We start from the raw sequence: 15,210 nt of genomic DNA on the forward strand, positions 1-15,210 counted from the left end.
GCGGCGGAACCGCGTATCAGGGCTGCCGTCGCGGCGGCGGCAGGAACGGCAGATGGGCGGGGACCTCGCCGTCGAGGGCGGCGCCGAGCGCGAGCAGGCACCCTGCCGTTCCGGTGCCCAGGTCCATGGAGAGGCGCATCATCTGGTGCCCGGGGAAGGCCAGTTGGCCCTGATAGGGCATCGCGAACCAGCCGAGCCCGGCGACCTGCGCGGCGAGCTGTTCGGCAGCCGCGCCCGTGCGGCTCAGATGCAGGATCATGCCGGCCCGGCCCTGGAACAACCCGGGCTGCGCGTAGAAACGTGAGGTGGCGGCGATCAGGATGCCCGAGCGCGCCCGCTCGAACTCGTCCCGACCGGCTGTGTCTTCGCTGTCCTCGCCCCGGCCCGCTGTGTCTTCGCTGTCCTCGTCCAGGCCGGCCCTGTCTCCGCCGTCCTCTTCCCGGCCCGCCTCCACGTGCGCGAGGTAGTCGTCGACGACCATGCCGATTCCCGCGCTGCCGTCGCCGAGATAGGGCAGCGTGCGCCGGCCCTCGTCGACCTCCAGGCTGCCGCCCCGCTGTACGACACAGCATTCGAGGTCCCGCCGCAGCGCGTCGGCCGCCGCCGTCAGCAGCGCGGGGTCACCGGTCGCCTCATAGCGGCGCAGCAGGAACAGCGCGGGCCCGCTCGCGCCGCGGAGGAGCCCGGCACGCCGGTTCTTCTTCGGGCCGGGCCGCGGCTCGGCGAGCCGCTCCCGCAGGATCCGTGCCACCTCCGCGGCCCGTGCGTCCAGCTCCGACTCCCCGGTCGTGCACGCCAGTCGGTCGAGCACCAGGCCGAGTCCGGCGAGCCCTCCGCGCAGGTCGGACGACAGCTTCCGCCACTTCTCCGTGAGCACACCGTCGACGAGGTCCAGCGCCCGCTGCCGGTGCCCGAGCCGGTCGAGTACGTACGCCACGCCCGCCAGCCCGTCGTACAGCCCGAGCGGCGTTCCGGCCGGCACCGGGTCGGTGTGGTCGAGCAGCCAGCGCTCGCCCTCCTCGTACCGGCCCGCGCCGGTCTCGGCCAGGGCGTACAGCACGCCCGCCGCTCCGTACGCGAGTCCGAGCCCGCCACCGTCGGAGAACTGGGCGATGTCGCCCGGAAAGAGGCGGTCGTCGCGCTCCGGGGTGGCCGAGGCGAGGATCGCCTTGACCATGGAGTCACGGCTGTACGGCCAGTCGCCGGGCTCGGCGAGGGTCGCGTACGGCGAGGCGGCGGCGGACTGCGAGGCGGCTTCGGGAGCCGGTGAGGCGGCCGCGGGGCTCGATGAGGCGGCCGCGGGGCTCGATGAGGCGGCCGCGGGGCTCGGCGAGGCGGCCGCGGGAGCCGGTCCGTCCGCCGAGGGAGTCGAGGAGACCCGCGTGATCTCGGCGACCGCCTCCTCCAGGAACTGCCGTGGTACGTCCGGGAATTGCCCGGAGATGACCTCGGCGAGGTGCGCCGCCTTGGCGCGGTCCACCACGAACAGCGTGGTGACCGGCATGAACAGCGCGAGCCGCAGACACGCGAGCGCGTACCGGTCCACGTCCGCGCCCGTCCGGTCCGGCGGTGCGAAGAACCCCGGGTGGGCGACGACTTGGCGGCCGTTCTCCTCGATCGGTGCCGCCGCCTCGAAGTCGAGAAGGGCGACCGACTGTTCGTCGGGGGCGACCATGATGTTGAACACGTGCAGGTCGTTGAAGACCATCCCGCGCGCGTGCACCGCCTCGACCGCCTGCTCGACCAGGCGGTGGATGCGCAGCGCCCAGGCCGAGTAGTCGGCGACGGCGGCGGGGTCCGGCTCCGGGGAGAGCAGCGGATGCCGTTCGGCGAAGAAGGAGTTGAGTGGCCGCCCCTCCAGAAAGTCCATGACGAGGAAGCGGTGGTCACCGAGCGTGAACCAGTCACGCACCTCGGGCACCACACCGAGCCCGGACAACCGCTCCAGGGCGTACCTCTCCCGTTCTAGCCGGGCGACGGCGTCCGCCCCGTCGGCGGCCAGGCCCGCGTGCGGCCGCCCTTCCTTGAGGACGACCCGGCGCCCGTCCCGGGTGTCGACGCCCGCGTAAACCCCGCCGCCGTTGGAGAAGTGCAGGGCCTTCTCGATGCGGTACGGCAGGTCGCCCACGGTCGTCGTGTTGCGCGCCGCCAGCTGCGGTTCCAGGAACGCCGGCAGCGTCACCCACTCCGGCACCTGGAAGGAGGGCGCCCGCCGGTCCGGCACGAGCCGCCCCTCGCCGTTCCGCACGGCGGGCACGAGCGTGCCGCGCTCATCGACGACGAAGGACCGCGCGAACGCGCCGTAGCGCACATACAGCGGCCCGTCGTTCCAGCGCAGGTCGGTGAGGATGTACGGGCCTTCAAGGCCGTCCAGTAACTCACCCAACTCCCGTAGGGTGACGTGGAGTTGCTCCTCGTCCGCCGGGTAGACGGTGACGAACTTCCCGCTGGTGTCGCGGGCGGCGTACTTGACGTTCCGCAGATGGAGCAGATGCGGCCCCGGCACGAACTTGAACGGGATCCGCCGCGGCACGCAGTAGTCCCACACGGCCGCCGCGATCCGCTCCGCGTTCTCCCGCGTGGCCGACGAGTGGATCTTCCAGCCCTGGGCCGGCCCGGACCGCGGCCTGCCCTCCCCGTCGACGGGCGTCATCGTCAGCCAGTCCCCGATCCGCGCCGCCCGCCACCCCTCAGGCACCGGACGCCGGGCCGGCTCGTAGGCGGGCGCCGCGTCGCTGCCCTCCCCGGCCGATCGGTCCGGCGTTTCGTAGAAGTGTCTGTCGGCCAGCGCGTAGACCTCGTACCGCTCGTCCATCGGATTCCCCTCGACGGCTCCCGCCCGAGCCTTCCATCCGGCCGAGGGCCCGGGACAGTCACGGCTGTCATGAGGTCACCGTGAAGAATGCACGGCTTCTTTCCGGACATCCGGGACGTCCTCACAAGCCGCCGGCGGCTCCGGGCCCGGCGCGCACCGCGCCCACCCGCCATACGCAGCGTGACCCCTGCCGGTGGACTTTTCGGTGACGTCCGAGGACGGTCGTGGGGCCGTCGAGGCGTCGGGGGCCCCGGCCCGGCGTACGCCCGCCGACCCGCCACCTGGCCCCGGAACGGTCACAGGGGCTGCGCGAGCGTCCTGGAAGCGCTGTAATTGCGGACGTGGTCAGTGAGGGCGCTGCGGGACGCAGAACGAGAACGCTGCGTGCCGAACTTGCCCTCAAGGCGCTCCACGCGGATCTCGGCTCCGTGGAACGACTGCGGAGCGTGCTCGAACAGGCACTCGTTTTCAGTGGCGCGACGATCGCCGTCGTGTACGCGCCGGGCGAGGGCGGTGACCAGCTGTGTCTGATCGAGTCGGCGGGTGTGCCCCGGGCCCTGTACGGGCTGCGTGACAGCTACCCGCTCTCCGGCGGCTCGCCCGCGGCGGACGCCTATCGGCTCGGGCAGCCTCTGTGGCTGAGCCCCGAGGAGCTCGCGGTGAGCCCCGGCGCCCGGCGGATGCCCGCCGGGGACTTCTGGCTGGCCGCCGTGCCGCTGCCGCCCGACCCGCGCGGCGGCGGGTGTCTGGTCGCCGTGAGCGAGAGCCCTGGCGGCTTCCACACGGAGGACCGCAAGTGCCTGGAGCTGCTCGCCGAGGCCGTCTCCTTCCCGCCCACGTCCGGGGACACCGTCTCCGAGGAACTGGCCAGCAGCTCGTTCAGCCTGGCCATGGACACCGGGCACGTCGAGGTCGACGACGAGATGCTGGAGCTGTTCGGGCTCGACCCCGACGAGTTCGACGGCAAGGTCGAGACCCTGCTGGGCATGACCGTGCCGGAGGACCTGCCCTCACTGATGTCCGTGGTGGAGGCCGACCACATGTCCATCGGCGAACGCGAGCTGGAGTTCCGCATCCTCCAGCCCACCGGCCAGCAGCGGTGGCTCAGGCTGCGCGCCCGGCTGCTGGCCGCCGCCGAGGGGCGCCCCTCCCGGCTGGTGGGAACCGTCGCCGACGCCTCGAAGCTGCGCTCCGGCGGCAACGAAGTGGCTCGCGTCCAGCGCCTCGCCGCCGCCCTCGCCACCGCGGGCACCGTCCGCGACGTCAGCCAGGCCGTCGTCACCGCCCTGCGCCGCCCCCTGATGGCCGACCGGATCGCCCTGGCCGAGCTGGAGGGCGACCGCCTCGTCGTCACCGTCCTCGACCCGCCGGAGCCGGAGGCCTGGCCCGAGGTGTGGCGCACCGAGTGGCGCTCGGAGTGGCCCGACGCGCCCGTACGCACCATGCCGACCCTGGCGGCCGCCCTGCGCGAGGGCCGTGCGGCGATCTGGCCCGCCGGAACCCCGCTGGAACCGGCGCTCGCCGACGTCGGCCCCGGCGGCCTCGCCGTCCTGCCGCTGCCGGCCGGCGGCCGTATGGCCGGCGCCTGCCTCATCGGCTGGGACACCCCGCACGACTTCGGCCCCGACGAGCGCGCCCTGCTCACCGCCTCCGCGGGACTCGCGGGCCAGGCCCTGATGCGCGCCCACGCCTTCGACGCCGAACACGAGCTCGTCGGCATGCTCCAGCGCACCCTCCTGCCGCGCCGGCTGCCGCCCCTGCCCGGCGCGGTCGCCGTCGCCCGCTATCTGCCCACCACGGCGGGCCTGGAGGTCGGCGGGGACTGGTACGACGTGATCCCGCTGCCCGACAACCACGTCGCCCTCGTCATCGGCGACGTCCAGGGACACAACGCCGGAGCCGCCACCCTCATGGGCCAGATGCGCACCGCCCTGCGCGCGTACGCCGTCGAGGGCCACCCCCCGGACGTGGTGGTCTCGCACGCCAACCGGCTGCTCATGGACATGGAGACCGACCTCTTCGCCACCTGCTGCTACGTCGACGTCGACTTGGCGGAGGGCACCGCCTGGTGCGTACGCGCCGGACATCTGCCGCCCGTCCTGCGCCACCCGGACGGCAGCACCGAGATCGTCGTCACCGCGGGCGGCCCGCCGCTCGGCGTCATCACACAGGCCGACTTCCCGATGAGCCCGCTGCCGCTCCAGCCCGGCACCGTCGTGGCCCTCACCACGGACGGCCTGGTCGAGTCCGCCGAACTCGACATGGAGGACGGTCTGGACCGACTGGCCGAGGCGCTGGCCGCCGCCGACCCCGCCCGCCTCGGACTCGTCGCCGACGCCCTGCTCGCGGACGCCAACCGCAGCGACGACGTGGCCCTGCTCCTCATGCGCTACGACGGCATGGACCTACGGCCGCTGCGCGAGAGCTGGACGGTGTGGCGCGTACCCGAGGCCGTCCGGCACGCCCGCCGCTTCACCAAGCGCACCCTGCGCGCCTGGGGCGTGACGGAGGATTCCGACGCCATCCTCCTGGTCGTCTCCGAACTGGTCACCAACGCCCTCGTGCACACCGACGGCCAGGTCCGCCTGGACCTCACCCTCATCAACAGCCGCTTCCGCATCGCCGTCGCCGACATCTCACCGCGTACACCCATCAAGCCCACCAGCATCGGCTGGGAGGCCACCGGCGGCCGCGGCATCCTCCTCGTCGAGGCCCTGTCGGCGGCCTGGGGAACGGTGCCGGTCAGCGGCGGCAAACAGGTGTGGGCCGAGCTCGTCCTGACCGAACCGCCCGCCCCAGGGCCCTCCTGACGGATCTCCGTGGGAGAAGGACCCTAGGCTGAGCGGCGTGCGCCTCCTGCTGATGTCCGACACCCACCTCCCCAAGCGCGCCAGGCAACTCCCCGCGCCGCTCCTCGCCGAACTACCGCGCGCCGACGTCGTGATCCACGCCGGCGACTGGGTGGACGTCGCCACGCTCGACCTCCTGGAGAGCCGTTCGCAACGCCTCATCGGTGTCTACGGCAACAACGACGGTCCCGCGCTCAGGGCCCGCCTCCCCGAGGTCGCGCACGCCGAGCTCGACGGACTGCGGTTCGGAGTCGTCCACGAGACGGGCGCCGCACAGGGCCGCGAGAGCCGCTGCGCCGCCCGCTTCCCCGACCTCGACGTCCTGGTCTTCGGCCACAGCCACATCCCCTGGGACACCACGGCTCCCACGGGCCTGCGGCTCCTGAACCCGGGCTCGCCCACCGACCGCCGACGCCAGCCGCACTGCACGTACATGACCGCGACCGTCGCGAACGGCGAGCTGACCGACGTCCAGCTGCACAAGCTGCCGCCCCGTAATTCGGTGGACGGCTGACGGTCCGGCAGATGGGATGGGTCGGCCGCATCCCGGTCCGCACCCAGGAGTTGACCCTTGTCATCCGGTGACTCGCACGCCAACGACGACGTGACCCTCGACCACGACGACGAGGTGAGCATCGACCACGACGACGTGACCATCGACCACGAGGACGAGGACGACGTGACCATCGACGTCGATCTCGTCCGCCGGCTGCTCGCCGCGCAGTTCCCGCAGTGGGCGGAGCTGCCGATCTCGCCGGTTCCCCGGTCCGGGATGGACAACGCGACGTTCCGGCTGGGCAACGTCCTGTCCGTACGGCTGCCCCGCTACTCCCGCTGGATCGGGCAGGTGGAGCGGGAACACCGGTGGCTGCCGCTGCTCGCCCCGCAGCTGCCGCTGACGGTGTCGGAGCCGCTCGCGGTGGGGCAGCCGGGGGAGGGCTACCCGTTCCCCTGGTCGGTCTACCGCTGGCTGGAGGGTGAGACGGCGACCACCGAAGGGCTCGCCGATCCGGTGCGGGCGGCCGAGCAGCTGGCCGAGTTCATCACCGCGCTGCGGAAGATCGACGCCACCGGCGGCCCCGGACCGCAGTGGAGCAACGCGTTCCGCGGCGTGCCGATGGGTGACGAGCGCGACTCGCTGGCCGCCGAGGCCGTCGTCCGGCCCAAGATCGCCAAACTGCGGGGCATGGTCGACACCGATGTGGTCACGGCCGTGTGGGAGGCGGCGCTCGCGGCGCCCGCCTGGGACGGGCCGCCGGTCTGGTTCCACGGCGACCTCGCCACCGGAAACCTGCTGTCCGTCGACGGCCATCTCAGCGCGGTCATCGACTTCGGCACGCTGGGCGTGGGCGACCCGGCCGTCGACGTGCTGCCCGCGTGGAAGTTCCTCCCCGACGAGGCGCGCGGCACCTTCCGCGAGGTGCTCGACGTGGACGACGCCACCTGGGCGCGCGGGCGCGGCTGGGCGCTCGCCGGGTCACTGCCCGTGCCCGACGACCCGTTCTTCCAGCAGGACCCGGCCCGCGTGACCACCGCCCTGCGTCACCTCGACGCGATCATCGCCGACTTCCGCGACGACGCCTGAGACGACCTGCGCGACGTCCCCTGAGCCGCCGGACGACCAGCGCCGCGACGACGACCGCCGCCGCGGCGGCCACGGCGTGCTTGGCGACCGACGGACCCGCCGTCCTCAGGAGGTCGATCGGTTCGACGGGCGAGGGCGCGGTGTCCGCCGGTTCGGCGGCCGTGGGCTCCGGCCGCTGCTGAAGCTGCTCGGAGAGACACGACGCGAACTGTCCGACCAGCTTGTCGCCCACCTCGGCCATCACCCCGCGCCCGAACTGGGCCGGGCGCCCGGTCACGGTCAGATCCGTGCGGACCGACACCGCCGTACCGCCGTCGTCCTGTTCGGTGAGCGTGCCCGTGACGGTGGCCCGCGCCGTTCCCTGGCCGCGGGTCTCCTTGCCACTGGCGATGAGCACCATCCGGTACGCGGACTCGTCCTGCTCCTCGAAGACGGCGGTGCCCTTGTACGTCACGGTGACCGGCCCGACCCTGACCTTCACCGAGCCGGTCACGGTCTTGCCGTCGTACTCGTCCACGGTCGCCCCGGGCATGCACGGAGCGACCCGTTCGATGTCGAGGAGCATCGGCCAGGCCTCCTGGACCGGGACCGGGACGGTGAACTCGTGGTGCAGTTCCATCAGTTCCTCCTCGTCATTGTTCCCACGGGTGGATCGCCCCGGCCGTCGCCGTCAGCGGAGCGCCGCTGCCGCCCCAGCGCAGCGCGACGATCTCGGCGGCGACGGACACGGCCACCTCCTCGGGCGTACGTGCCCCGAGGTCGAGGCCGACCGGCGAGCGGAGCCTGCCGAACTCGGGTTCGCCGAGCCCGGCTTCCCGCAGCCGTTTCATCCGTTCGTCGTGCGTACGGCGGCTGCCCATCGCCCCGATGTACGCGGCCGGCCGGCGCAGCGCCTCCTCAAGGAGCGGGACGTCGAACTTGGGGTCGTGGGTGAGGACGCAGATCACCGTGCGTTCGTCGGTGGCGGTGGAGTGCAGATAGCGGTGCGGCCACTCGACGACGACCTCCACGCCCTCCGGGAAGCGTTTCGGGGTGGCGAAGACGGGGCGGGCGTCGCACACGGTGACCCGGTAGCCGAGGAAGGCGCCGATACGGGCCACCGCCGCCGCGTAGTCGATCGCCCCGAAGACCAGCATGCGCGGCGGGGGAGCGAAGGAGTGCAGGAATACCGTCACGGCGTCCTCGCGCCGCTCGCCGTGCGGGCCGTAGTGCCGCTGACCTGTGGCGCCCAGGGCCAGTTCGCCCCGTGCGTCGGCGGTCACCGCCACGTCCAGGCCCGTCGTGCCGAGTGTGCCGGACACCTCGTGCTCCCAGACGGCGAGCGTCGCGCCGCGCTGCGCCGGGCCGTCGATGACCGTCGCCACGGTCACCGGGCGGCCCGCGGCCACGGACTCGGCGACCGCCCCGAAGGACGGGTCGAGGTCGACCGTGACGGGCCGTACGAGCAAGGTGATCTCCCCGCCGCAGGTCAGCCCCACGGCGAACGCGTCCTCGTCGCTGTACCCGAAGGTCTCGAGCCGTGCCTCGCCGGATTCCACCACGTCCTGGGCCAGCTCGAAGACCGCGCCTTCGACACAGCCGCCGGACACGTTGCCCACGACCTCGTCACCGGGCCCGACGGCCATGGCGGCGCCCGGATCGCGCGGCGCGCTCCGGCTGACGGCGACGACGGTGGCGAGCCCGAAGGGGGAGCCCTCCGTGTACCACTGGCTGAGCGCCGGGAGGATCTCACGCATCGTCCGCTCCTCTCACCACCGCGGCCAGGCGTTCCAGCGCGGCCAGGCTGTGTCCCTCGACGAAAGAGTCAACGCTCGGCAGCGCTGCCGCCATACCGGCGGCGAGGGGCGCGTACCCGGGGCGGGCCTTGCGGGGATTGGCCCAGATCACGCGGTGGGCCAGCCGGTGGAGGCGTCGCATCTGGGCCGCGAGCAGCTCCGGATCACCGCGCTCCCAGCCGTCCGACAGCACGACGACCACCGCGCCGCGTGCCATGCCGCGCTGCCCCCACCGGTCGAGGAAGGCCCGCAGCAGCTCGCCGAGCCGGGTGCCGCCGCGCCAGTCCGGTACGGCCGCCGCGACCGCGGCCAGCGCCGTGTCGGGATCGCGGTGTGTCAGCTCACGGGTCACCCGGGTCAGCCTGGTGCCGATGGTGAACACCTCGGTGCGCACCCGGCCGCCGTGCGAGGCGGCGTGCGCGAACCGCAGCAGCGCGTCCGCGTACGCCGCCATCGAACCGCTCACATCCACCAGCAGCACCACCCGGCGCGGCCGCTCGGCCCGCGCCCGCAACCGGGGCAGCGCGGGCTCGCCACCTCGCCGCAGCACCTCCCTCACCGTGCGCCGTGGATCGACGACCCCGCGCCGGGCCGGCCGCAGCCGTGCGGTACGCCGGGGTTCGCCGCGCAATGCGAACACGGCGAGCAGACGCCGCAGTTGGCCCCGCTCGGCCTCGGTGAGCCCGGCGAAGTCGCGGTGCCGCAGCACTTCGGCGGAGCTCGCGAGGGCGGCCGTGGGTTCGGCGTCCCGCTCGCCTTCGAGCGGTGTACGGGGAGTCGGCGCCGCCTCCCGTACGGTCACCCGCAGCCGCGGCGGGGGAGCGCCGCGCGCCGCCCGGCCCTCGGCGGCCGTGCCCCCGAAGTACGCGGCGAACACCCGGTCGTAGCGCTCCAGATCGTCCCGGCTCCCGCACAGCGTGAGCCGCCCCGACCAGTACACGTCGGACCGCATCCCGGGCCGCAGCACGTCGAGCGCGCCGAGGAAGGCCTGTACGCGGTCGGGTCCCGCGTCGACCCCGGCGGCGCGCAGGGCCCGGGCGAAGCCGACCAGCACGGCGGGCGCGTCGACCGCCACCGACCCGGCGTGGTCCGCTGCTCCGGCCTCGCGCTCCATGCTCCTCACCTCATGCCCCGCGCACCGCGAGCAATGCCGCCAGATCGAGCCCGCGGGCTCGCTCCATGTCCTCCCGGTACTTCAGCACCGAGCCCAGAGTCGCCACCGCCAGCTCCGCGTCGACCTCCGTCGCGCCCAACGCGTCCAGCGCCTCCGCCCAGTCGATCGTCTCCGCGACGCCGGGCGGCTTCACCAGATCCTCCCTGCGCAGCGCCTGGACGAGAGTGGTCACCTGCTCGGCAAGACGCGCCGTCACCCCCGGCAACCGCCGCCGTACGATGGCGAGTTCGCGGGCGAAGCCGGGATGGTCGAACCAGTGGTACAGACAGCGCCGCTTCAGGGCGTCGTGCACCTCTCGGGTGCGGTTCGACGTGAGCACCACGACCGGCGGCGACTCGGCGCGCAGGGTGCCGAGTTCGGGGATCGTGACCGTGTACTCGGACAGCAGCTCCAGCAGGAACGCCTCGAACTCGTCGTCGGCGCGGTCGACTTCGTCGACGAGCAGCACGCACGGCTGGGTCTCCAGGGCCCGCAGCAGCGGCCGGGCGACCAGGAACCGGCGCCCGTACAGCTCGCCCTCAAGGCGGTCCGCGTCGGTGACACCGGCCGCTTCGGCCGCCCGCAGATGCAGCAGCTGGCGCGGGAAGTCCCAGTCGTAGAGCGCCTGGGACGCGTCGATGCCCTCGTAGCACTGGAGGCGGATCAACGGGGCGTCCAGCGCGGCGGCGAGGGCGGACGCGAGCGAGGTCTTTCCCACGCCCGCGTCCCCCTCGCAGAAGATCGGCCGACGCAGCCGCAGCGCCAGAAAGCACGCGACCGCCAGCCCCTCGTCGACGAGATACCCGGTCCCTTCGAGCCGCTCCCGCACGTCGTCGGGGCCCTCCGGCCAGGCCGGCGCACCGCGAGCCGGTCCGCCGTCGCCGATCGTCCTGCCCTCGGCAGAACGGCCGTCGGGACGTACGTCATCGGCCGATCCACTGTCTTTGGCCGAGCCGGCGTCGGCCGAGCCGGCGTCGGCCGAGCCGCCGTGGGACCCGCCCTCCTCGGCCGTGCCGCTGTCGCCCGAGCCGTCGTCGGGCAGTCCCTCGGCGGCCAAGCTCTCAGCGTGCCCGGACGCCGGCTCGGACCCTGAGCCCTCCATACGCGCGATCGGCCCTCACCCCATCCCCGCGGCGGCCAGCACCGCCCGTCGCGTGAGCACGCGGGCGAGGTGGGCCCGGTACTCGGGCGAGGCCGAGGCATCGGCGGACGGCCGGGTCCCCTCCGCCGCCGACTGGGCGGCCCGCGCGACTCCGTCCGCAGCCGCCCCGGCGAGCGCTTCCTCGGTCGCCGAGGCCCGCAGCGGAGTGGACCCCATGTTGCTGAGCCCGATCCGCGCCTCGGCGATGTGCCCGTTGTCGCGCCGCACGAGCGCCGCCACGCCGACCATGGGCCAGGCCTGGGCCACCCGGCTGAACTTCTCGTAGTGGAAGCCCCACCCGGCGGACTCGTCGGTCTTCGGCAGCCGCACTTCCACCAGCAACTCGTCCGGCCGCAGCGCGGTCTGGAGGTAGTCGACGAAGAACTCCCGTGCCGGGATGGTTCGTTGACCCTGCGGTCCCACCGCGACCAGCTCCGCGCCGAGCGCGAGCGCCACCGCCGGCAGATCACCGCCCGGATCGGCGTGCGCGAGCGAGCCGCCGAGGGTGCCCCGGTGGCGTACGGCGGGGTCGGCGACCGTTGCCGTGGCCGCCGCGAGGAGGCCGGCGTGCCGGCGTACCAGCGGATCGGCGATGACGTCGTGGTGCGTGGTCATCGCGCCGACGACAAGTGAGTCGCCGTCCTCGCACACCCCGCGCAGGCTGGGGATCCGGCCGACGTCGACGACCAGTTCGGGGAAGGCGAGCCGCAGCCGCAGCAGCGGCAGCAGGCTCTGCCCGCCGGCCAGCACCTTGGCGTCCTCGCCCGCGTCCGCGAGCGTCCGTACGGCCTCGTCGACGCTCGCCGGCCTGGCGTACTCGAATGCCGGAGGAATCATGACGACTGGGCCTCCTTCCCTGACTCCCTCGATTGAGCGGACTGCAGGGCCTCCCAGACCCGCCCGGGCGAACACGGCATCGCGATGTCCTGGACGCCCAGCGGTCGCAGGGCGTCCACGATCGCGTTGACGACCGCGGGCGTCGAGGCGATCGTCCCGGCCTCGCCGACTCCCTTGACCCCCAAGGGGTTCGAGGTTGCGGGCGTCTCCGTGCGGCCGGTCGTGAACTCCGGCAGGTCCGGCGCGGAGGGCACCAGGTAGTCGGCCATGGTGCCGGAGACGAGGTTGCCCTCGTCGTCGTACACCGCCTCCTCGTACAGCGCCTGCGCGATGCCCTGGGCGAGCCCGCCGTGCACCTGCCCCTCGACGATCACCGGGTTGATGACGCGGCCGACGTCGTCGACACAGACGTAGGAACGGATCGAGGTCCGCCCGGTCTCCGTGTCGACCTCGACGGCGCACAGGTGCGTGCCGTGCGGATAGGAGAAGTTCTCCGGGTCGACCAGGTGCTCGGCGTTGATGGTCGGTTCCATGCCGTCGGGCAGATCGTGCGAGGAGAACGTCTCGAAGGCGACCTCCTGGATCGTCCTGCGGGCCTCGGGCGACCCCTTCACGGAGAACACGCCCTGCGTGAACTCCAGGTCGTGCTCGTTGGCCTCCAGCAGATGCGCGGCCACCTTCCGCGCCTTGGCGACCACCTTCTGGGCCGCGTGATGGACGGCCGCGCCTCCGACGACGAGCGACCGCGACCCGTACGTGTCCATGCCCTGTGGCGCGGCCTTGGTGTCGCCGTGCACGACCTCGACGTCCTCGAAGGGCACCCCGAGCGCGTCGGCGGCGATCTGGCTCCAGCAGGTCTCGTGCCCCTGTCCGTGCGGACTGGTGCCGGTGACCACTTCGACCTTGCCGGTGGGCAGCATGCGGATGCTCGCCGCCTCCCAGCCGCCCGCCGCGTACCGCAGATCCCGCAGCACCCGGCTCGGCGCGAGCCCGCACATCTCGGTGTACGTCGACACGCCGATGCCGAGCCGCACGGAGTCACCGCTCTCGTTGCGCTTGACCTGCTCGGCCCGCAGCTCGTCGTATCCGAAGAGGGCGAGGGCCTTGTCGGTGGCGGCCTCGTAGTTGCCGCTGTCGTACGTCAGACCGGAGATCGACGTGTACGGGAACTCCTCGTGCCCGATCCAGTTCCGGCGCCGCAACTCCACCGGATCCAGGCCGACTTCGACGGCCAGCTCGTCCATGATCCGCTCGATGGCGTACGTGGCCTCCGGGCGCCCGGCGCCCCGGTACGCGTCCGTGGGCGTGCGCGTCGTGAACACACCCGTGCACGTGAAGTCGTACGCGTCCATCTTGTAGATCGCCGGGTACATGAAGGCGCCCAGGATCGGGATGCCCGGCGTGACGAGCATCAGGTAGGCGCCCATGTCGGCGAGCAGATCGACCTTCAGGCCGAGCAGTTTGCCCTCGCGGGTCGCGGCGATCTCGATGTCCTGGATCTGGCCGCGCCCGTGGTGGGTGGCGAGGTAGCCCTCGGAGCGGGTCTCGGTCCATTTGACCGGCCGTCCGAGGCGCCGCGCGACGTCGAGGGCGATGACCTCCTCGCCGTACACCTGGAGCTTGGAGCCGAAGCCGCCGCCGACGTCGGGGGCGATCACGCGCAGTTTCTGCTCGGGCACGCCGGTGACCATGGACAGCATCACCCGCAGGACGTGCGGGACCTGGGTCGCCGAGTACACGGTGTATTCGCCGGACGCGGGGAGCGGGGTGACGACCACCGCGCGCGGCTCCATGGCATTGGGGATGAGGCGCTGCTGGAGGTAGCGGCGGTGCAGGACGACATCGGCGCGCTGTTTGACCGTCTCGTAGTTCTCACCGGTGGCCAGCGGCCAGACGAAGCAGCGGTTGGTGCCTTTGTCGGCGTGGACCAGCGGGGCGCCGTCGGTGAGCGCGGCCTCCAGGTCGAGCACCGGGGGCAGCGGCTCGTAGTCGACCTCGATCGCTTCGAGCGCGTCGGCGGCCGCGTACCGGTCGCGGGCCACGACGACCGCCACCGGGTCGCCCGCGTATCGCACCTCGTCGACCGCGACAGCCGGGTGGTCGGGCAGCACGATGTCCTCGGTCACCGGCCAGGCGCACGGCAGCGACGCGGTGCCCTCCGAGAGATCGCGCCCGGTGAACGCGGCGATGACGCCGGGTCGTTCGAGCGCGGGCGCGACGTCGACGCGGTCGATCCGGGCATGCGCCATCGGGCTGCGCAGGATCGCCAGGTGCAGCAGTCCGTTGACGCTGATGTTGTCGGTCCAGTTGGTCTGGCCGGTGACGAGCCGGGCGTCCTCCTTGCGGGGACGGGAGCGGCCGACCTCGCGCTCGGTGAGCTGCTCGCTCATGTCGTGACCTCCTGTCCGGAAGCCGTAGAGGACGCGGAAGCCGGAGAGGATGCGGAGGCTTCGGAGGCGGCGAGGACCGCGCGCACGATGTTCTGGTAGCCGGTGCACCGGCAGAGGTTGCCCTCCAGGGCATGCCGTACGGCGTCCGCGCTCGGGTGGGGGTTCTCGCGGAGGAGGCCACGCGCGGCCATGATCATCCCCGGGGTGCAGTACCCGCACTGCAGGGCGTGCCGCTCGTGGAACGCCGTCTGCAGGGGATGCCACTCCCCGTTCGTGGCGAGCCCCTGGACGGTGGTCACTTCGCTCCCGTCGGTCTGGACCGCGAGGACGGAGCAGCTCTTGACGGTCTCTCCGTCCAGGTCGACCGTGCAGGCCCCGCAGTTGGAGGTGTCGCAGCCAATCGGGGTGCCGGTCAGACCGAGCCGGTCACGCAGATAGTGGATCAGCAGAAGACGGGGCTCCACCTCGTCCTCGTACGTCGTGCCGTCCACCTTCACCGAGATGCGGGTCATGTGCCCTCCCAGGGAGCCGTGAGGGAAATCAGCCACCGGACGTGATGTGCGTCACTCTAGGACCGCGTCCCGGGACGGGCGAGTGCTGCGGCAGGCCTTTGTTGAGCGTTAATCCGTTGCCTCCGCGCGTCACCGCCTGCTGGACTGCAAGGG

At 72.8% G+C, this 15,210-nt stretch carries 11 protein-coding genes; 3 read left to right on the forward strand and 8 right to left on the reverse strand.

What is annotated here, in order from left to right:
* Positions 1-16: 16 nt before the first annotated feature.
* Positions 17-2,815 carry a class III lanthionine synthetase LanKC gene (gene lanKC, locus GAS53_RS02890; protein WP_151475785.1) on the reverse strand — a complete coding sequence of 933 codons (2,799 nt, stop codon included), beginning with the start codon at positions 2,813-2,815 and terminating at the stop codon, positions 17-19.
* A 341-nt stretch (positions 2,816-3,156) separates the two neighbouring features.
* On the opposite strand from lanKC, the gene GAS53_RS02895 reads away from it, so the two are divergent.
* From GAS53_RS02895 to GAS53_RS02905, 3 genes are read left to right on the forward strand one after another with little or no spacing between them, the layout of a single operon-like run.
* Entirely contained in the window at positions 3,157-5,625 is a 2,469-nt protein-coding gene (locus GAS53_RS02895; protein ID WP_151475786.1) for a SpoIIE family protein phosphatase, read from the forward strand.
* A gap of 37 nt (positions 5,626-5,662) precedes the next feature.
* The gene (locus tag GAS53_RS02900; protein WP_151475787.1) at positions 5,663-6,178 is read left to right on the forward strand and encodes a metallophosphoesterase family protein; all 516 of its coding nucleotides are present in this window, start codon (positions 5,663-5,665) and stop codon (positions 6,176-6,178) included.
* A 57-nt stretch (positions 6,179-6,235) separates the two neighbouring features.
* Positions 6,236-7,249, forward strand: coding sequence for an aminoglycoside phosphotransferase family protein (locus GAS53_RS02905; RefSeq protein ID WP_225858679.1), 1,014 nt, complete (start codon positions 6,236-6,238; stop codon positions 7,247-7,249).
* Here the strand turns inward: GAS53_RS02905 and GAS53_RS02910 are convergent.
* The 7 genes from GAS53_RS02910 to GAS53_RS02940 all read right to left on the reverse strand — a co-directional run bounded on the left by GAS53_RS02910 (position 7,221) and on the right by GAS53_RS02940 (position 15,057).
* Positions 7,221-7,868, reverse strand: a complete 648-nt coding sequence (locus GAS53_RS02910; protein ID WP_151475788.1) for an SRPBCC family protein — start codon at positions 7,866-7,868, stop codon at positions 7,221-7,223. The two genes, GAS53_RS02905 and GAS53_RS02910, sit on opposite strands and share 29 nt — an antisense overlap.
* 13 nt (positions 7,869-7,881) lie before the next feature.
* A complete protein-coding gene (locus GAS53_RS02915) occupies positions 7,882-8,985 on the reverse strand; it encodes an XdhC family protein (protein ID WP_151475789.1) in 1,104 nt (367 codons plus the stop codon).
* Complete coding sequence (locus GAS53_RS02920; RefSeq protein WP_151475790.1) at positions 8,978-10,138, reverse strand: vWA domain-containing protein; 1,161 nt, start codon at positions 10,136-10,138, stop codon at positions 8,978-8,980. The genes GAS53_RS02915 and GAS53_RS02920 overlap by 8 nt, the downstream gene beginning before the upstream one ends.
* 10 nt (positions 10,139-10,148) lie before the next feature.
* Positions 10,149-11,063, reverse strand: coding sequence for an AAA family ATPase (locus GAS53_RS02925; RefSeq protein WP_151475823.1), 915 nt, complete (start codon positions 11,061-11,063; stop codon positions 10,149-10,151).
* A gap of 231 nt (positions 11,064-11,294) precedes the next feature.
* Complete coding sequence (locus GAS53_RS02930; RefSeq protein WP_151475791.1) at positions 11,295-12,155, reverse strand: FAD binding domain-containing protein; 861 nt, start codon at positions 12,153-12,155, stop codon at positions 11,295-11,297.
* The gene (locus tag GAS53_RS02935) at positions 12,152-14,545 is read right to left on the reverse strand and encodes a xanthine dehydrogenase family protein molybdopterin-binding subunit (protein ID WP_151475792.1); all 2,394 of its coding nucleotides are present in this window, start codon (positions 14,543-14,545) and stop codon (positions 12,152-12,154) included. The genes GAS53_RS02930 and GAS53_RS02935 overlap by 4 nt, the downstream gene beginning before the upstream one ends.
* A complete protein-coding gene (locus tag GAS53_RS02940) occupies positions 14,542-15,057 on the reverse strand; it encodes a (2Fe-2S)-binding protein (RefSeq protein WP_151475793.1) in 516 nt (171 codons plus the stop codon). The genes GAS53_RS02935 and GAS53_RS02940 overlap by 4 nt, the downstream gene beginning before the upstream one ends.
* Positions 15,058-15,210 lie beyond the last annotated feature (153 nt).

The sequence above is a fragment of the Streptomyces albicerus genome, from assembly GCF_008905045.1.
Lineage (GTDB): Bacteria > Actinomycetota > Actinomycetes > Streptomycetales > Streptomycetaceae > Streptomyces > Streptomyces albicerus.